The organism is Xanthomonas sacchari (assembly GCF_024266585.1).
Classification (GTDB): domain Bacteria; phylum Pseudomonadota; class Gammaproteobacteria; order Xanthomonadales; family Xanthomonadaceae; genus Xanthomonas_A; species Xanthomonas_A sacchari_C.
Genome location: NZ_CP100647.1, coordinates 3,716,207 through 3,733,503, shown reverse-complemented (window position 1 = coordinate 3,733,503; position 17,297 = coordinate 3,716,207). Strand labels below are relative to the sequence as shown.

Genomic DNA, 17,297 nt, shown 5'->3' with positions numbered 1-17,297 from the left:
GAGGAGCCGGTTCGCCGGCTCCTCTTTTTTTTTGGAGCGGCCAGTGCGATTGCGGCGCGGCCGTCAGGTCGGTTGCTCGGCTTCCGCTGTCCACCGCGCAGCCTGTGCGCGGTCGCACCTGCGTGGCGACGGCGCGCGCCGTTGCGTTCGCCACGCCCCTCGCGCTTGCGTTGGCGTCGCGATCCGGGCTTCATAGCCGGCCTCGATCGCCGGAGCCGCCCATGCATCGCCGTCTTGCCGTCCTGACTCTGCTTGCCCTGGCGCCTGCGCTCGCCGCGGCGCAGCCGCCGGCCTGCGCGACGCCGCTGCAGATGGCCGAGCGCCTGTACAAGGCGCGCGATTTCTACTGGAAGCCGCAGGACCTGGACGGCTTGCTGACGCCGGCCCTCGCGCATGCGCTGCAGACCGACCAGCGCTGCGCCGCGCGCGAGGGCGCGTGCCGCCTGGACTTCGATCCGTGGACCAGCGCGCAGGATGGCGAGATCCAGGGCGCGCCGAGCTTCACCCTGGTTTCGGGCGGCTCGCAGGCCACGGTGGTGGAGGTGCGGATGGACTACCGGCTCGCGCTCGGCGGCCGCGCCGCGCGGGCGCGTTCGGTCAAGATCGAACTGCAGCGCCGCGGCAACGGCTGCTGGGCGGTCAGCGACCTGATCGCGCCGGATGGGCAATCGCTGTTCGCGCTGCTGACCGACCCGCATGACTAGCGCGCAGAAGATCGCGCTGCCCAGGAATCCAAACCCCTTTACGGAAGAGGGGGAAGACGGCGCCGTGCGCATGGCCGCATCCGCCCTCACTGGGCGGGATGTGAGGGATGCGCGGGCAGGCAAGGTCTCCTTCGCGCACGTGCACTCTGTGTCTAGCGGCGGCTTGGGGATTGGGGATAGGTGGATGTGCGGCGCGGATCGACCCTCACCCCAACCCCTCTCCCGGCAGGAGAGGGACTAGGAGCGCGGCACCGCGTGTGCGGCCTGGCAGGTATCCAGAGTCTGCTGCGCGCCGCAGCTGGGGAGGGCGCGGCAGTGGCCTGTGGCTACTGCAGCTTCAGCATCACGATCGCCTTGGCCGGCAGCGCCACCTGCAGCGTGTCGCCCTGCAGGCGCGCGCCCGCGAACGCGGCCGGGCGCACCGCCTGCGGCTGTGCGAAGGTGTTGAGCGCGTCGATGGTCGGCGCGGTCAGGATCTGGCCGCCGACGCCGCGCGCCTGCACGCCGTCGACCCGGACCGCGACGTCCGCGCTGCGGTTGGGGTCCAGGTTGGTCAGCGCCACGTACACGTGCCCGTCCTTGGCCCGGACCGCCGAGCCGTGCACCGCCGGTACCGTGTAGCCGGCATGCCGGTAGTCCGGCGTGTCGATCTGCAGCGGCAGCGCGGTCGCGTCCTGGTACGGCTTGTACAGCATGAAGACATGGTAGGTCGGCGTGAGCAGCATCCTGTCGCCGTCGGTAAGGATCATCGCCTGCAGCACGTTGACCATCTGCGCGATGTTGGCCATGCGCACGCGGTCGGCATGCTGGACGAAGATGTCCAGGTTGAGCGAGGCCACCAGCGCATCGCGCAAGGTGTTCTGCTGGTGCAGGAAGCCCGGATTCGCGTCGGGCAGGCCCTTGTACCAGGTGCCCCATTCGTCGACCACCAGCGCGACCTTCTTGTCCGGGTCGTACTTGTCCATGATCGCGCTGTGCTTGGCGATCAGCTCGTCCATCCGCAGCGTGCGCGACAGCGTTTCGATCCAGGCCGCCTCGTCGAAGGTGGTGGAGGAGGCGCGCGGCGGCCAGCCGCCGGGAACGGTGTAGTAGTGCAGGCTCAGGCCGTCCATGAATTTGCCGGCCTCGCGCATCATCACCTCGGTCCAGTGGTAGTCGTCTTCGTTCGGGCCGGGCGCGATCTTGAGGATCTTCTGGTCGGCCGGCGCCTTGACGAAGGTCTGGTAGCGGCGGAACACGTCGGCGGCGTACTCGGCGCGCATGTTGCCGCCGCAGCCCCACAGCTCGTTGCCGACGCCGAAGAACGGCACCTTCCACGGCGCCTGGCGGCCGTTGCGGCGGCGCTGTTCGGCCAGGGTCGAGCGCGTGGGCGCGGTCATGTACTCCACCCACTGCGCCATCTCGTCCGGCACCGCGTCGCCGACGTTGCCGGCCACGTAGGCCTGCGTGCCGAGCAGTTCGGTGAAGTCCATGAACTCGTGGGTGCCGAAGCTGTTGGGTTCCTCCACGCCGCCCCAGTGGGTGTTGACGCTGGTCGGGCGCTGGTTGCGCGGGCCGATGCCGTCGCGCCAGTGGTACTCGTCGGCGAAGCAGCCGCCGGGCCAGCGGATGTCCGGCACGTCCAGCGCCTTCAGCGCCGCGACCACGTCGTTGCGGTAGCCGCGGGTGTTGGGGATCTTCGAGTCCGGGCCGACCCAGACGCCGCCGTAGATGCCGGTGCCCAGGTGCTCGGCGAACTGCCCGAACAGGTGGCGCGACACCGCGGCGCCAGGGCGGTCGGCATGCAGGCTGCCGCGGACCTCGACGTCGGCGGCCTGCGCCAGCGGGGCGGCCAGTGCCAGGCCGAGCGTCGCGGCGATCAGCGGCAGCCGCCGCCAACGCACCGCGCGCTGCTTCAGGAAACGGGGCGAACGCATCGGGAGCTCCTTGTCGGGTAGGGCGGCGCCGTCGCCAGCGCCGCTTGGAAATGGCAGCCGGCACGCGGCCTTGGCGTGGCGCCGGGCCGGTGCCGCATCGGGGAACGCAGCCCAGGTGCGATCGCGTCCGCGCCGCCGTGGTGCGCTGTCCCCGGTCGCCCCTGTCCATTCCCCAGCCCGAGCATAAAAGACACGCGAAGGGCGGACCAATGCCCAAATGCGTTGCCGCTATATCGGAATTGGAATGCGCGGCGTGGCACCGCAGGCGGTGCGTTGCTCGAGTGTGCGCGCCATCGCACAGCGCAGCGCCGATGCCCGCGCGGCGATGGCCGTGTCGCGCCAGCGCTGGTTATGCTGCGGGGCCCGCGCATGCGCGTCACCGCCCCAGGCTCCTGCATGTCCTCGCTCTTCGGTCATCTTCCCGACGGTACCGCCATCCAGTGCGTGGTCCTGGACAGCGGCGACGGCCTGCGCGCCGAACTGCTGACCTATGGCGGCCTGTTGCGCAGCCTGCGCCTGCAGGGCACGCACGGCGCGACCGAACTGGTGCTGGGGCTGCCGACGCTGCAGGACTACCTGCAGGACCCGGCCTACCTGGGCGTGCTGGTCGGGCGCTTCGGCAACCGCATCGCCGGGTCGGCCTTCACCGTCGATGGCCGGCGCTACGCGGTCACCGCCAACGAGGGCGCCAACCACCTGCACGGCGGGGCGCTGGGCTTCGGCCGCCGGGTGTGGACGCTGCTGGCGCAGACCGAGCGCACGCTGCAGTTGCGCTACGACTCGCCGGCCGGCGAGGAGGGCTACCCGGGCAACCTGTCGGTGGAGGCGACCTATCGCGTCGAAGGCCGCTGCCTGAGCGTCGAGTTCGTCGCGCGGACCGATGCGCCGACCCCGCTCAATCTCACCCATCACCCCTATTTCAACCTGGCCGGCGATGCCGCGGTGCCGCCCGCCGCGGCGCAGTGGCTGCGGGTGCCGGCCGACCGCTACCTGCCGGTGCGCGACGCGGCGCTGCTGCCGCGCGGCGAGGTCGCCGCCGTCGCCGGCACGCCGTTCGATTTCCGCCAGGCGCGCGCGATCGCCGACAAGGACATCGCCGCCGATCCGCAATTGTCGCTCAGCGCCGGCTACGACCACTGCCTGGTGCTGGCCGCGGGCCACGACTGCACCGCGCTGCTGTATTCGCCGCACAGCGGCGTGGCCATGCGCGTCGCCAGCCCGATGCCGGCCGTGCAGCTGTACGAGGGCCAGGGCCTGGACCGGCAGCATCCGACGCTGGGCCGCGGCATCTGCCTGGAGCCGCAGGGCTACCCGGATGCACCGAACCAGCCGGATTTCCCCGACAGCATCCTGCGTCCGGGCCAGGTCTACCGGCACCGCATCGCCTACCGCTTCGCCGAGGTCGGCCGCGGCGCCGACTGGGCCGCGGTGGAAGCGGCGCTGGCGGAGCCGGGCGGCGGTTGATGGAGGGGCGTCGCAGGAGCGGCTTCAGCCGCGACCGGGCATTCCCGGGAACGCCCGGTCGCGGCTGAAGCCGCTCCTGCGAACCGATGTGCTGCGACCGGCTGCGCAGGCTACTGTGCGTGCCCCAACACCAGTTCGATCACGAACTTGCTGCCGAAGAACGACAGCAGCAGCAACACCATCGCCGCCAGGGTCCAGTGCACCGCCTTGACCCCGCGCCAGCCGTAGCGCCAGCGGCCGAACAGCAGCGCGCCGAACACGATCCACGACAGCACGCTGAGCACGGTCTTCTGCACCAGCCGCTGCGCCAGGAAATCCTGCACGAACAGCACCCCGGTCAGCAGGGTCAGGGTCAGCAGGATGAAGCCGACCACGATGGTGCGGAACAGCAGCGTCTCCAGCGCGGTCAGCGGCGGCAGCGCGCGCAGCCAGGGATGGAAGTCGCGACGTCGCAGCGCGCGTTCCTGCAGCCACAGCATCACCGCCAGCAGGGCGGCGATGCCCAGCGTGGCGTAGGCCAGCAGCGCCAGCCAGGCGTGCAACTGCAGTCGCCAGTCCAGCACCGGCGCCGGCGCGTGGCCGTAGCCGTGGTAGGCCAGCAGCAGCGCCGCCGACAGCGGGAACACCACCACGCCCAGCGCGGCCATGCGCCCGCTGGCGCCGACCAGCGTGGTCATCAGCGCCATGCCCAGGCTGACCAGCGACAGCGCGGCGAAGAAGTGCATGTCCGGGCCGCCGGCGGTGTGCAGGGCGACCTGCACGTGATAGCCCGCATGCAGGGCCACCGCCGGCAGCGCCGGCCACAGCCAGGCGCGGCTGCGGTCCACCCGGTCGCGCACCACCGCGGCGATCAGCAGGCCGGTTGCGGCCAGGTACAGCACGGTGGCGAGGACGGTGATGAGCATCGGGTCAGTTTCGCATATCGCGCCGGCGCCTGTGACGGCGGCGGCCGGGATCGCCGGCGCGCCCGGCTATAATCGACGGCCGTTTCCCGTCCGCGACCCGCCCGCATGTTCGAATCCCTCACCCAACGCCTCTCCGGCACCATGCAGCGCCTGCGCGGCCGCGGTCGCCTGACCGAGGAGAACATCCGCGAAGCCACCCGCGAAGTGCGCATCGCGCTGCTCGAGGCCGACGTCGCCCTGCCGGTGGTGCAGGCGCTGATCGAGCGCATCAAGGTGCGCGCGGTCGGCCAGGAGGTGCTCAAGAGCCTGACCCCGGGCCAGGCGCTGATCAAGGTCGTGCGCGACGAGCTGACCACGGTGATGGGCTCGGCCGCCAGCGACCTCAACCTCAACGTGCCGGCGCCGGCGATCGTGCTGATGGCCGGCCTGCAGGGCGCGGGCAAGACCACCACGGTCGGCAAGCTGGCCAAGCACCTGAAGGAAAAGCGCAAGAAGAAGGTGATGGTGGTGTCGGCCGACGTGTACCGCCCGGCCGCGATCGAGCAGCTCAAGACCCTGGCCGAGCAGGTCGGGGGGCTGTTCTTCCCGTCCGAGGCCTCGCAGAAGCCGGTGGACATCGTCCGCGCCGCCATCGCCGATGCGCGCAAGTCCTTCGTCGACGTGCTGCTGGTCGATACCGCCGGCCGCCTGGCCATCGACGCGGCGATGATGGAGGAGATCAAGGCGCTGCACGCGGCGATCACCCCGGCCGAAACCCTGTTCGTGGTCGACGCGATGACCGGCCAGGACGCGGCCAACACCGCCAAGGCGTTCAGCGAGGCCTTGCCGCTGACCGGCGTGGTGCTGACCAAGACCGACGGCGACGCCCGCGGCGGCGCGGCGTTGAGCGTGCGCTACATCACCGGCAAGCCGATCAAGTTCATCGGCATCGGCGAGAAGCCCGACGGCCTGGACGTGTTCCACCCCGACCGCCTGGCCAGCCGCATCCTGGACATGGGCGACGTGCTGTCGCTGGTCGAGCAGGTCGAGCACCAGGTCGACAAGGACAAGGCGCAGAAGCTCGCCGAGAAGGTCGCCAAGGGCAAGAAGTTCGACCTCAACGACATGCGCGACCAGCTCGAGCAGATGCAGAACATGGGCGGCCTGTCCGGGTTGATGGACAAGCTGCCGGGCATGGGCCAGATCCCCGAGCACCTCAAGCAGCAGGTCGCCGGCAACAAGGACGTGCCGCGGATGATCGCCATCATCGGCTCGATGACCAAGAAGGAGCGGCGCAACCCGGGCCTGCTCAACGGCTCGCGCCGCGCGCGCATCGCCCGCGGCTCCGGCACCCAGCCGGCCGACGTCAACAAGCTGATGAAGCAGTATCAGCAGATGGAAAAGATGATGAGCAAGATGGCCGGCGGCGGCATGAAGGGCCTGATGCGCGGCATGAAGGGCATGATGGGCGGCATGGGGGGGCGCGGCGGCCTGCCGTTCCGCTGAACCGCGGTGGCGGTGCCTGTCGCAGCGCATGACACTGCCGATGCTTAGGATGACGCGTCCGTGGACGGACGCGGCTTGCTCCGGACCGGGCAAACCTAATCATCGGAGGATGTATGCAAGGACTCAATGGACACGTGTGCAGGTTCGCGGCGGTGGTGGCGGGTGCCGGATTGGCGTTCGCGTGTGACGCCGCCTCGATCTTTTCGTATTCCAGCAACGCAGGCGACTACATCGGCCAGGGCAAGAAGGCCGTCCTGACCGACGCGAACGCGACATTCGGTGTGCGCGGCAACAAGGATCGGGTCTCGTTATCCATCACCAGTACGACCGGCGAGTACTGGTCGATCACGATCACTCCCCCGGTCGGGACCGGGCTCGCTCCCAGCGTCTACGCCAATGCAGAGCGTTCGTCGTTCAGGACCGGCCGCTCGCCCGGGCTCGACGTCTCCAGCACCGGACGAGGCTGCAACGACATCTGGGGAAAGGTGTCGATCAGGCAGGTCTCGTTCGATGCCGCCGGGAACGTGGATCAGCTGGAGGCGTCGTTCGTTCAGCAATGCGAGACCAACAAGGCGCCGGCGCTTGCGGGCGTGGTCAGCTACAACGCCGCGCCGCTGTTCCTAAAGTTGAACAGCGGCGACGACGATTATGTCGCGGGTGGCGTGGACAAGACCTATTACAACGATACGAGCGTGTTTGCGCTGAGCGGGACGCCCTCACGGCTTCAGTATGCCGCCTCTGGCCTGCGCGACGATTGGACTGCGACCATCGCCGCGCCCGCTGGCAAGACCTTGGTGCCCGGGCGGTACACCTTCAGTCGGTTCGCCGATAGCGTCAACGCCGGTTTCGATTTCGATGGCAACGGGCGCGGGTGCAACGCGACCCGTGGCACCTTGAATGTGCGCAAGATCGAGCAGGATGCTCAGGGAAATGTCGTTCGGCTCTATGCGGACTTCGAGCAGTACTGCGACGCGAATTCCACGCCTTTGCGTGGCAGCATCCACTTCGGCGCCTGACGGCGCTGGCGGGTCCGGATGCACGGACCCGCTTCTGGGGTTGCGCTGGTGACCTCCGCGGATTTGTGGGAAGGGTGCCGGAAGTCCCGTCAATGCGTGCCATGGCGAGCGCAACAGTCCACGGCATTGGCGTTGGACGCGCCGCCACGACGATAGGCGGCGCGCCTTTCCATTCATGCTCAGCTGCCGGCAGATGGCTGGGCGTGTCGCGCATACTGATGCCTTCTGTGCACGGTGAGAGGGCAATGCATCCTTCGCTTCAGGCTCGCGCCACCACATTTTGCGCTCGCTTCGGCCTGCGCCTGCCGATCCTGCTCAGCCCGATGGCCGGCGCCTGCCCGGTGCCGCTGTCGGCCGCGGTCGCCGCTGCCGGCGGCATGGGCGCGATGGGGGCGGTGTTGTCCGCGCCGCAGGACATCGCGGCGTGGATGGATGCGTTCCGCGCCGCCGGTGGCGGCCCGACGCAGGTCAACCTGTGGGTGCCGGACCCGCCGCCCGCGCGCGATGCCACGGCCGAAGCCGAGGTGCGCAGCTTCCTCGGCGGCTGGGGGCCGCCGGTCGACGCCGCCGCCGGCGATGCGGCGCCGGCCGATTTCGACGCCCAGTTCGAGGCCCTGCTTGCGGCGCGTCCGACGGTGGCCTCGTCGATCATGGGCCTGTTCCGGCCGGACCAGGTGCAGCGCCTGCAACAGGCCGGGATCGCCTGGTTCGCCTGCGCCACGACCCTGGAGGAGGCGCTGGCTGCGCAGGCTGCCGGTGCCGATGCGGTGGTCGCCCAGGGCGCCGAGGCCGGCGGCCACCGCGGTGCCTTCGAGGCCGGCAGCGCCGAGCGGCAACTGAGCGGCCTGTTCGCCTTGCTGCCGCGGCTGGCCGACCACCTGCAGGTGCCGGTGATCGCCGCCGGCGGCATCGGCGACGGACGCGGCATCGCCGCCGCGCTGACCCTGGGCGCGAGCGCGGTGCAGATCGGCACCGCCTTGCTGCGCACCCCCGAGGCGGCGCTGGCGCCGGCCTGGGCGGACGGGCTGGCTCAGGCCGAACCCGAGCAGACCACGTTGACCCGTGCCTTCTCCGGCCGCCTGGGCCGGGCGCTGGCCACCGACTACGTGCGCGCCGCCGCCGCGCCGGAGGCGCCGCCGCCGCGGCCGTACCCGGTGCAGCGCGGGCTGACCGCGCCGATGCGCCAGGCCGCGCAGCGCGAGGACCGCTTGGCGGCGATGCAGGCCTGGGCGGGGCAGTCGGCATGGATGGCACCGGCGCAGCCGGCGGCGGAACTGCTGGCGCGCTGGTGGGCGCAGGCGCAGGCCCTGCTGTGAGCGCGCAGGTCTTCCATGGCGGCCAGCCGGCCACGGCCGACGTGCTGGCCGCGGCGGCGCTGGTCAACTACGGCCACTTCAGCACCATGCAGGTGCGCGACGGCGCCGTGCGCGGTTTCGACCTGCACCTGCAGCGGCTGCAGCAGGCCACCGCGGCCCTGTTCGGCAGTGCCTTGGCGGAGGCGCGCCTGCGCGGCGAACTGCGTGCGGCGTTGGCCGCATCTGGGCGTGCCGATGCGTCGCTGCGCGTCACCGTGTTCTCGCCTGCCTTCACCCTGCGCCGGGCCGCCGACGACTGCGCGGTGGAGCTGTTGGTGTCGCTGGCGGAACCGGCGCAGGCCGACCCGGCACCGCTGCGCCTGCGCAGCGGCGCGTTCGCGCGCGAGGCGCCGCAGCTCAAGCATGTCGGCACCTTCGGCGCGTTCCAGCAGCGCCGCCTGGCGCTGCAGGCCGGCAGCGACGATGCGCTGTTCGTCGACGCTCAGGGGCAGGTGGCCGAGGGGCCGACCTGGAACCTGGGCGTGTGGGACGGGGCCTGCCTGCACTGGCCGCAGGCGCCGGCGCTGCGTGGCACCCAGCAGCGGCTGTTGCAGGCCGGGCTGGCCGCGCTGGGCGTGGCGCAGCAGGTACGGCCGCTATCGGTCGAGGAGCTGGGGGCGGGCGTGGCCGCCTTCACCTGCAACGCCCGCGGGCAGCAGGCGGTGGCGGCGGTGGACGGGCGTGCGCTGCGCCCGGCCGGAGAACTGCTGGAGTTGCTGGAGCAAGCGCTGCGCACCCAGCCCTGGCAGGCGATCTGAGCGCCCCGAGGACAGTGCTGCCGCTTCCCGCGAATCCCCCAATCCCCAATCCCCTTGCCGCGGCAACGACTTGGCAGCAGCAGGAGCGGTGGCTATAATCGTCGGTTCACCGCGCCATCCTGGCGACTGGGCAACACCGGAAACTCACCATGGTCAAGATCCGCCTTACCCGTGGCGGCGCCAAGAAGCGCCCCTTCTACCACATCATCGTCACCGACGTGCGCAGCGCGCGCGACGGCCGCAACATCGAACGCGTCGGTTACTACAACCCGGTCGCCCAGGGCGCCGAGCCGCGCGTGGTGCTGGATCTGGCCCGCGTCGACCATTGGCTGTCCAATGGCGCGCAGCTGACCGACAAGGTGCGCAACCTGTACAAGGAAGCCACCAAGGCCCAGGCCGCCGCGGCCTGATCCTTGCGGGCCGCGCCTGGCGCGCGGCCCTTGCGTTTGCCCCGATGAAAGACAGCCAGCGCCGCATCCTGCTCGGTCGGGTCCTCGGCGCGTTCGGCATCCGTGGCGAGGCCAAGCTCGAGTCCTGGACCGAGCCGCGCCTCGCCATTTTCCGTTATCAGCCCTGGATCGTGCGCAAGCCCGACGGCAGCGAGAGCAGCCTGGGTGGCGTGCGCGGCCGCGAATCCGGCAAGTACCTGATCGCCACGCTGCCCGAGATCACCGACCGCGACGCGGTCGAGGCCCTGCGCGGCACCGAGATCTACGTGGCGCGCAGCAGCCTGCCGCCGCCGCGGCCGGACGAATATTACTGGGTGGACCTGGAAGGCCTGGACGTGCGCACCGTCGACGGCGTGGCGCTGGGGCAGGTCTCGCACCTGTTCTCCACCGGCGCCAACGACGTGCTGGTGGTGCGTGGCGACCGCGAGCGGCTGGTGCCGTTCGTGCAGCCGGACTACATCAAGTCGGTGGATTTCGAGGCCAACCTGGTCGTGGTCGACTGGGACCCCGAGTTCTGAGCAAAGCGGCCATGCGGCCGCTTTAGCTTTTGCCTTTCCCATTCCCCATTCCCGACTCCCCATTCCCCGCCTCATGCGCATCGACGTCATCAGCCTGTTCCCCGACTTCGTCGCCCAGTGCGCCGCGTTCGGCGTGGTCGGGCGTGCGCAGGAGCGCGCGCTGCTGGACCTGCACGGGTGGAACCCGCGCGATTACGCCACTGGCGGCTACCGCAAGGTCGACGACCGCCCGTTCGGCGGCGGCCCGGGCATGGTGATGATGATCGAGCCGCTGCAGGCCTGCCTGCAGGCGGTGCGCGCGGCCGATCCGCAGCCGGCGCCGTTGATCTATCTGAGCCCGCAAGGGCGGCCGCTGACCCAGGCCAAGGCCCGCGAACTCGCTGCGCTGCCGCGGCTGCTGCTGCTGTGCGGGCGCTACGAGGGCGTGGACGAGCGTTTCGTCGCCGCGGCCGTGGACGAGGAAATCTCGATCGGCGACTACGTGCTGTCCGGCGGCGAACTGGCCGCGGCGGTGCTGGTGGACGCGGTGACCCGGCTGCAGGAGGGGGCGCTGAACGATGCCGAATCCGCCGCCCAGGACAGTTTCGAGGGGCCGGACGGCCTGCTCGACTGCCCGCACTACACCCACCCGCGCGAGCACGCGCTGGGCGAGGTGCCGGCGGTGCTGCGGTCCGGCAACCACGCCGCGATCGCCCGCTGGCGGCGCATGCAGGCGCTGGGGCGGACCTGGCTGCGGCGCCCGGAGCTGCTGGACGAGGCGGCGCTGAGCGCGGCCGACCGGCGCCTGCTGCAGGAATTCCGCCAGGAGCGGGAGGCGGCGCCGGCCGCCGAACAGGAAAATCCACCCAAGCCCTAGCCATGGCTGCCGAGCTGGGTTAAAATGCCCGGCTTTCCGGCCAGTGCGTTCCGTGCTTGGCCCATCCGATATCGCGCAATCGCCGTGCGGCGACTGCCGGACCACCTCACCAGACACAAGCGGTGCCCACCATGAGCAAGCTCAACAAGACCATCCTGGCCGACTTCGAAGCCGCCCAGATCCAGCGCAAGCTGCCGGAGTTCAACCAGGGCGACACCGTTGTCGTCAACGTCAAGGTGAAGGAAGGCAACCGCGAGCGCGTGCAGGCCTACGAAGGCGTGGTGATCGGCACCAAGAACGCCGGCCTGAACTCCTCGTTCACCGTGCGCAAGATCTCGCACGGCTACGGCGTCGAGCGCGTGTTCCAGACCCACAGCGCCACCATCGACTCGGTCGAAGTGAAGCGCCGCGGCAAGGTCCGCGCCGGCAAGCTGTACTACCTGCGTGGCCTGGAAGGCAAGGCTGCCCGCATCAAGGAAGACCTGGCCGCCGCTGCGCAGGCCAAGGTCGCGCGCCAGGCCGCTGCCGCTGCCGCCAAGGCCGAGTAATTCCCAGCGACCCTCGGTCGCTGCCGCAACGGCCGCCTTCGGGCGGCCGTTTGCGTTTGGGGAATGCGTCGGTGCCATGCTTCAGCCCATGGCCGCGCACGGCACGCCCGCAGGAGCGGCTTCAGCTGCGACCGGATCCTGCCGCGCGACCGAACGCGCCCTGTATCTCGCGCTCTGCCGGCGGGCTGGTCGCGGCTGAAGCCGCTCCTGCGCGAGCGGGATTCAGCGGCAAGGCATCGTTGCCCCGGGCGCTCAGCGCGCCGGATCCGGCGCCACCGCCACGTCGGCGACCGGTGCCGGCGGCTGCGCCGGCACTTCGGCCGGATGCGCCAGCGTGTCCGGACGCGACGGCGCCAGCATCCGCGCCTTGCGCCAGTTGCCCCAGCGGTAGTACGCCAGCGACAGCAGCATCGCGCAGGTGGCGCTGGTCGGGAAGCTCCACCACACCGCATCGGCGCCCAGTTGCGGTTGCAGCAATTGCGCGAACGGCACGCGTACGCCCCACAGCGACAGCGCCAGGATCAGCAGCGGCGGGATCACCGCGCCGGTGGCGCGGACCACGCCGGAGATCACGAAGGTGACGCCGAAGAACAGGAACGACCACACCGCGATGTGGTTGAGGTGGCGCGCGATCTCCAGCGCCGCACTGTGCGGCGGCAGGAACAGCGCCAGGGTCCAGCGGTCGAACAGGATCAGCGGCGCGATCAGCGCGCCGGTCAGCAGGAAGTTGAACAGCACGCCCTTGCGCGCGGTCGCCGCGACCCGGTCCCAGCGCTGCGCGCCAACGTTCTGCGCGGCCATCGACGAACAGGCCGCGCCGATCGCCATCGCCGGCATCTGCAGGTAGGCCCACAACTGCAGCGCCGCGCCGTAGGCCGCGGAGGTGGCGGTGCCGTAGCCGTTGACCAGCGCGATCATCACGATCATCGCCAGCGAGATCAGCACCATCTGCAGGCCCATCGGCACGCCCTTGACGATCAGCGCGCGCAGGATCGGCAGGTCGAGCCGGAACAGCCGCGCGTCGCCGCGGCCCAGCCACAGCACATGGCGCTTGTGCCGCAGGAACAGCAGCAACCCGGCCAGCGACACCGCCTGCGCGATCAAGGTGGCCCAGGCCGCACCTGCGATGCCCAGCTTGGGGAACGGGCCCAGCCCGAACAGCAGCAGCGGGTTGAAGCCGATGTCCAGCGCCACCGACAGCAGCAGGAAGCGGAACGGCGTGCGCGAATCGCCCGTACCGCGCAGCGCCGCCGACAGGAACGCGAAGGTGTACAGCAGCGGCATCGCCAGGAAGATCACCCGCAGGTAGGCCTCGGCCAGCGGCAGCGAGGCCGCCGGCGTGCCCATCGCCGCCAGCAGGTGTCGCGCCAGCCACCAGCCGCTGGCGGCGATCAGCACCGAGATGCCGATGAAGAAGGTGGCGCTGGTGCCCATCACCCGCCGCGCCTGGGCCACGTCGCCGCGGCCCATCGCCTGGCCGATCAGGATGGTGGCGGCCATGCCGATGCCGAACACCGAGCCGATCAGGAAGAACATGATGCTGTTGGCGTTGGCCGCGGCGGTGAGCGCCGCTTCGCCCAGATAACGGCCGATCCACACCGCATTGACCGAGCCGTTGAGCGACTGCGCGATGTTGCCGGCCAGGATCGGCAGCGAGAACAGCAGCAACTGGCGGCCGATCGGGCCTTCGGTCAGCGTGGCGGGCTTTTGCATCGGTTGCCTGTGGAGGGGCGGGGAAGGCGTGCACACTAGCACCGGCGCCCGGCCGCCGGGAGACAACGGACGGCGGATGTGGCGCGACCGCTCACGCCCTGGAATGGAGGCGTCGATGCGAACCGGGCGCCTCGCGCCACCGGGCCGCCGCGTACGCGGCGGGTGGTGCGGCCAATGGTGAAGACTTGCAATGCGGCGACCGTGCCGCCACCTGCACTGGAACGGGCGCGGCGCGGTGCCGCGGTCGTGCGCCGGGCAATACGGTCCGGGGCCGGCAGGGGCGTACAGTGCCGCAGGCCGCGGTACCCGGCGCCAAGCGCGGCACCCGCGCAGGCGATGCGCCGCGACCGGGCGAACAAACATGCAGGTGGATGGCCTGAACGCGATGAACGAACCCGTTGAACAAGCGGTGGCGGTGCGACTGGACGTGTGGCTGTGGGCCGCGCGCTTCTTCAAGACCCGCAGCCTGTCCAAGCAGGCGGTGGAAACCGGCAAGGTGGACGTGGCCGGGCAGCGGCCCAAGTCCTCGCGCGCGGTGCGCGTGGGCGAGCAGTTGCGCGTGCAGCGCGGCGAGGAGGTGTTCGAGATCCAGGTGCTGGGCCTCAGCGACACCCGTGGCCCGGCCAGCGTGGCGCAGACGCTGTACCAGGAGAGCGAGGCCTCGCGCGAACGCCGCGCGCAACTGCGCGCGCAGCGCAGCGCCGAGCGCAACGGTTACCAGGCTCCCGACACCAAGCCGGACAAGCGCGCGCGCCGCCTGATTCGCGCGCTGGGCGACCTCGACGCGCTGTAGCCGGCGGCATCGGCGTGGTCCCGCCTTCTGGTATCCGAGGTCGGGACGAAGTCCCCTCCCACCACGAGCGGCTGCGCTCGGTGTGGTCGCGGCTTTGCGCAGGAGCGGCTTCAGCCGCGACACGCGGATTCGTTCCGCCACACCAGGCACTCGTCTTTGCCGGTACTGCCAGAGGAGCGACGTGTCGAGGTACGCCGCATGCGGTATGCGTTCCGGGCAGACACGCGGTCGCGGCTGAAGCCGTTCCTACGGGGAGTGGCTGCGCGGAGCGTGGTGGGACGTTGCTGCAGGAGCGGCTTCAGCCGCGACGCGCGGCGGCGTCGCGCGGCGATGGTGTCGTCTCCGCCACACCTCGGAGCATGGCGATTGCCACCCACGCGCACGACAACGCCCCGGCGAGCGGGGCGCTGTCGTGGCGTGCGCTGCCGGCCTCAGGCGGCCAGGTCGAAGCGGTCCAGTTGCATCACCTTGGTCCAGGCGGCGACGAAGTCGCGCACGAACTTCTCCTGCGCATCGGCGCTGGCGTAGACCTCGGCCACGGCGCGCAGCACCGAGTTGGAGCCGAATACCAGGTCGGCACGGGTGCCGGTCCACTTCACGGCGCCGCTGCTGCGGTCGCGGCCTTCGTAGACGTCCTTCATCTGCGAGGTCGCCTTCCACTCGGTTCCCATGTCCAGCAAATTGGCGAAGAAGTCGTTGCTGAGCACGCCCGGGCGATCGGTGAATACGCCATGCGCGGACTGGCCGCTGTTGGCGCCGAGCACGCGCAGGCCGCCGACCAGGACGGTCATCTCCGGCGCGGTCAGGGTCAGCAACTGCGCCTTGTCGATCAGCAGCGCCTCGGCCGACAGCGCATAGCGGCGCCTGGCGTAGTTGCGGAAGCCATCGGCGATGGGTTCCAGCACCGCGAACGATTCCACGTCGGTCTGCTCTTGCGACGCATCCATGCGGCCAGGCACGAACGGCACTTCGACGGTCTGACCGGCGAGCTTGGCCGCACGTTCCACCGCGGCGACGCCACCGAGCACGATCAGGTCGGCCAGCGAGATCTTCTTGCCGCCGCTCTGGGCGCCGTTGAACTGCGCCCGGATGCGCTCGAGCGTGGCCAGCACCTGCGCCAGTTGCGCCGGCTGGTTGACCTCCCAGTCCTTCTGCGGGGCCAGGCGGATGCGCGCACCGTTGGCGCCGCCGCGCATGTCCGAACCGCGGAAGGTGGAGGCCGCGGCCCAGGCGGTGGACACCAGCTGGGCCACGCTCAGCCCGGAATCGAGCAGGGTCTGCTTCAGCGCGGCGATGTCCTGCGCGTCGACCAGCGGGTGGTCCACGGCCGGGATCGGGTCCTGCCACAGCAGTTCTTCGGCCGGCACGTCCGGGCCGAGGTAGCGCGCACGCGGGCCCATGTCGCGGTGGGTCAGCTTGAACCAGGCGCGGGCGAAGGCATCGGCGAACTGCTGCGGATTCTCCAGGAAGCGGCGCGAGATCTTCTCGTAGGCCGGATCGAAGCGCAGCGCCAGGTCGGTGGTGAGCATGGTCGGCCGGTGCTTCTTCGACGGATCGTGCGCGTCCGGAATGACCGCCTCGGCGTTCTTGGCCACCCACTGGTGCGCGCCGGCCGGGCTCTTGCTCAGCTCCCAGTCGAACTTGAACAGGTGCTCGAAGAACTCGTTGGTCCACTGCGCCGGCTTGGTGGTCCAGGTGACTTCCAGGCCGCTGGTGATGGTGTCGCCGCCCTTGCCGCTGCCGAAGCTGTTGGACCAGCCCAGGCCCTGGCTTTCCAGGTCGGCCGCTTCCGGCTCGGCGCCGACGTGGTCGGCCGGGCCGGCGCCGTGGGTCTTGCCGAAGGTGTGGCCGCCGGCGATCAGCGCCACGGTCTCTTCGTCGTTCATCGCCATGCGGCCGAAGGTGTCGCGGATGTCCTTGGCCGCCAGCAGCGGGTCGGGATTGCCGTCCGGGCCTTCCGGGTTCACGTAGATCAGGCCCATCTGCACCGCGGCCAGCGGGTTCTCCAGGTCGCGGGTGTGCTGCACTTCGCTGTCGTCGTCCTTCACCAGCACGCCGTGCGCTTCGTCCACGCCCGGCGAACCGTGCGAATAGCGCTCGTCGCCGCCCAGCCACTTGGTCTCGCGGCCCCAGTACACGTCCTGGTCCGGCTCCCAGGTGTCGGCGCGGCCGCCGGCGAAACCGAAGGTCTTGAAGCCCATCGATTCCAGCGCGACGTTGCCGGTGAGGATCAGCAGGTCGGCCCACGAGATGGCCTGGCCGTACTTCTGCTTGATCGGCCACAGCAGGCGCCGCGCCTTGTCCAGGCTGACGTTGTCCGGCCAGCTGTTGAGCGGAGCGAAGCGCTGCTGGCCGCGGCCGCCGCCGCCGCGGCCGTCGCCGGTGCGGTAGGTGCCGGCGCTATGCCAGGCCATGCGCACGAACAACGGGCCGTAGTGGCCGAAGTCGGCCGGCCACCAGTCCTGCGAATCGGTCATCAGCGCGTGCAGATCGCGCTTGAGCGCTTCCAGATCGAGTTGCTTGAACGCCTTGGCGTAATCGAACTGCGGGTCCAGCGGATTGGAGCGGGCCGAATGCTGGTTGAGCAGGTCCACGCGCAACTGCTTGGGCCACCAGTCGCGGTTGCTGGTACCGCTGCCGCTGGCAGCCTGGTGGAACGGGCATTTCGATTCGCTGGTCATGGGAGGCTGCCTTGATCTGGAGGGACGATATGGGGTGGCTCAGCGCCGCGATCATGCGGCGGCGATACGGTGGAACTGGGCACACGATAGGCGGAAGCGGCTATTTATAGAATTCGAATTCTTCTAATCAATCGAT

15 protein-coding genes are annotated in these 17,297 nt (G+C 70.3%); 11 read left to right on the top strand and 4 right to left on the bottom strand.

What is annotated here, in order from left to right; all coding sequences use genetic code 11:
• Window positions 1-221: 221 nt before the first annotated feature.
• Complete coding sequence (locus NKJ47_RS15500) at window positions 222-704, top strand: hypothetical protein (protein ID WP_254458726.1); 483 nt, start codon at window positions 222-224, stop codon at window positions 702-704.
• A gap of 326 nt (window positions 705-1,030) precedes the next feature.
• Here NKJ47_RS15500 and NKJ47_RS15495 read toward each other — a convergent pair whose 3' ends face one another.
• Window positions 1,031-2,620: an alpha-N-arabinofuranosidase gene (locus tag NKJ47_RS15495; RefSeq protein WP_254458725.1), complete on the bottom strand. Its 1,590-nt coding sequence runs from the start codon at window positions 2,618-2,620 to the stop codon at window positions 1,031-1,033.
• Window positions 2,621-3,016: 396 nt separating this feature from the next.
• Between NKJ47_RS15495 and NKJ47_RS15490 the strand changes: the two genes are divergently transcribed.
• Entirely contained in the window at window positions 3,017-4,084 is a 1,068-nt protein-coding gene (locus tag NKJ47_RS15490; RefSeq protein ID WP_254458724.1) for an aldose epimerase family protein, read from the top strand.
• A gap of 110 nt (window positions 4,085-4,194) precedes the next feature.
• On the opposite strand, the gene NKJ47_RS15485 is transcribed toward NKJ47_RS15490, so the two are convergent.
• The gene (locus tag NKJ47_RS15485) at window positions 4,195-4,989 is read right to left on the bottom strand and encodes a cytochrome C assembly family protein (RefSeq protein WP_254458723.1); all 795 of its coding nucleotides are present in this window, start codon (window positions 4,987-4,989) and stop codon (window positions 4,195-4,197) included.
• A 105-nt stretch (window positions 4,990-5,094) separates the two neighbouring features.
• Between NKJ47_RS15485 and ffh the strand changes: the two genes are divergently transcribed.
• The 8 genes from ffh (at window position 5,095) to rplS (ending at window position 11,974) form a co-directional block, all read left to right on the top strand.
• The gene (gene ffh / locus NKJ47_RS15480) at window positions 5,095-6,474 is read left to right on the top strand and encodes a signal recognition particle protein (RefSeq protein WP_254458722.1); all 1,380 of its coding nucleotides are present in this window, start codon (window positions 5,095-5,097) and stop codon (window positions 6,472-6,474) included.
• Between the two features lie 113 nt (window positions 6,475-6,587).
• Window positions 6,588-7,490 (top strand): hypothetical protein, encoded by a 903-nt coding sequence (locus NKJ47_RS15475; RefSeq protein ID WP_254458721.1) that lies wholly within the window; start codon window positions 6,588-6,590, stop codon window positions 7,488-7,490.
• A gap of 245 nt (window positions 7,491-7,735) precedes the next feature.
• Entirely contained in the window at window positions 7,736-8,806 is a 1,071-nt protein-coding gene (locus NKJ47_RS15470) for an NAD(P)H-dependent flavin oxidoreductase (protein WP_254458720.1), read from the top strand.
• Window positions 8,803-9,603, top strand: coding sequence for an aminotransferase class IV (locus NKJ47_RS15465; RefSeq protein ID WP_254458719.1), 801 nt, complete (start codon window positions 8,803-8,805; stop codon window positions 9,601-9,603). Before NKJ47_RS15470 ends, NKJ47_RS15465 begins: the two co-directional genes overlap by 4 nt.
• A 149-nt stretch (window positions 9,604-9,752) precedes the next feature.
• Window positions 9,753-10,013: a 30S ribosomal protein S16 gene (gene rpsP / locus NKJ47_RS15460; RefSeq protein ID WP_254458718.1), complete on the top strand. Its 261-nt coding sequence runs from the start codon at window positions 9,753-9,755 to the stop codon at window positions 10,011-10,013.
• Window positions 10,014-10,057: 44 nt separating this feature from the next.
• A complete protein-coding gene (gene rimM / locus NKJ47_RS15455) occupies window positions 10,058-10,570 on the top strand; it encodes a ribosome maturation factor RimM (RefSeq protein WP_254458717.1) in 513 nt (170 codons plus the stop codon).
• A gap of 73 nt (window positions 10,571-10,643) precedes the next feature.
• Window positions 10,644-11,426, top strand: a complete 783-nt coding sequence (gene trmD / locus NKJ47_RS15450; RefSeq protein WP_254458716.1) for a tRNA (guanosine(37)-N1)-methyltransferase TrmD — start codon at window positions 10,644-10,646, stop codon at window positions 11,424-11,426.
• Window positions 11,427-11,557: 131 nt separating this feature from the next.
• Entirely contained in the window at window positions 11,558-11,974 is a 417-nt protein-coding gene (gene rplS, locus NKJ47_RS15445; RefSeq protein ID WP_010342237.1) for a 50S ribosomal protein L19, read from the top strand.
• A gap of 252 nt (window positions 11,975-12,226) precedes the next feature.
• Here rplS and NKJ47_RS15440 read toward each other — a convergent pair whose 3' ends face one another.
• Window positions 12,227-13,687, bottom strand: a complete 1,461-nt coding sequence (locus tag NKJ47_RS15440; RefSeq protein WP_254458715.1) for an MATE family efflux transporter — start codon at window positions 13,685-13,687, stop codon at window positions 12,227-12,229.
• A 385-nt stretch (window positions 13,688-14,072) separates the two neighbouring features.
• Between NKJ47_RS15440 and NKJ47_RS15435 the strand changes: the two genes are divergently transcribed.
• On the top strand, window positions 14,073-14,480 hold the full coding sequence (locus NKJ47_RS15435) for an RNA-binding S4 domain-containing protein (RefSeq protein WP_254458714.1): 408 nt from the start codon (window positions 14,073-14,075) through the stop codon (window positions 14,478-14,480).
• Window positions 14,481-14,911: 431 nt separating this feature from the next.
• On the opposite strand, the gene katG is transcribed toward NKJ47_RS15435, so the two are convergent.
• Window positions 14,912-17,161 carry a catalase/peroxidase HPI gene (gene katG, locus NKJ47_RS15430; protein ID WP_254458713.1) on the bottom strand — a complete coding sequence of 750 codons (2,250 nt, stop codon included), beginning with the start codon at window positions 17,159-17,161 and terminating at the stop codon, window positions 14,912-14,914.
• Window positions 17,162-17,297 lie beyond the last annotated feature (136 nt).

What these genes read in the sequence shown, in the direction of transcription:
- NKJ47_RS15440 (WP_254458715.1), bottom strand. Translation starts at nt 13,687, where the DNA reads ATGCAAAAGCCCGCCACGCTGACCGAAGGCCCGATCGGCCGCCAGTTG.
- rplS (WP_010342237.1), top strand. Translation starts at nt 11,558, where the DNA reads ATGAGCAAGCTCAACAAGACCATCCTGGCCGACTTCGAAGCCGCCCAG.
- ffh (WP_254458722.1), top strand. Translation starts at nt 5,095, where the DNA reads ATGTTCGAATCCCTCACCCAACGCCTCTCCGGCACCATGCAGCGCCTG.
- NKJ47_RS15470 (WP_254458720.1), top strand. Translation starts at nt 7,736, where the DNA reads ATGCATCCTTCGCTTCAGGCTCGCGCCACCACATTTTGCGCTCGCTTC.
- NKJ47_RS15490 (WP_254458724.1), top strand. Translation starts at nt 3,017, where the DNA reads ATGTCCTCGCTCTTCGGTCATCTTCCCGACGGTACCGCCATCCAGTGC.
- katG (WP_254458713.1), bottom strand. Translation starts at nt 17,161, where the DNA reads ATGACCAGCGAATCGAAATGCCCGTTCCACCAGGCTGCCAGCGGCAGC.
- NKJ47_RS15475 (WP_254458721.1), top strand. Translation starts at nt 6,588, where the DNA reads ATGCAAGGACTCAATGGACACGTGTGCAGGTTCGCGGCGGTGGTGGCG.
- rpsP (WP_254458718.1), top strand. Translation starts at nt 9,753, where the DNA reads ATGGTCAAGATCCGCCTTACCCGTGGCGGCGCCAAGAAGCGCCCCTTC.
- NKJ47_RS15495 (WP_254458725.1), bottom strand. Translation starts at nt 2,620, where the DNA reads ATGCGTTCGCCCCGTTTCCTGAAGCAGCGCGCGGTGCGTTGGCGGCGG.
- trmD (WP_254458716.1), top strand. Translation starts at nt 10,644, where the DNA reads ATGCGCATCGACGTCATCAGCCTGTTCCCCGACTTCGTCGCCCAGTGC.
- NKJ47_RS15435 (WP_254458714.1), top strand. Translation starts at nt 14,073, where the DNA reads ATGAACGAACCCGTTGAACAAGCGGTGGCGGTGCGACTGGACGTGTGG.
- NKJ47_RS15500 (WP_254458726.1), top strand. Translation starts at nt 222, where the DNA reads ATGCATCGCCGTCTTGCCGTCCTGACTCTGCTTGCCCTGGCGCCTGCG.
- NKJ47_RS15485 (WP_254458723.1), bottom strand. Translation starts at nt 4,989, where the DNA reads ATGCTCATCACCGTCCTCGCCACCGTGCTGTACCTGGCCGCAACCGGC.
- rimM (WP_254458717.1), top strand. Translation starts at nt 10,058, where the DNA reads ATGAAAGACAGCCAGCGCCGCATCCTGCTCGGTCGGGTCCTCGGCGCG.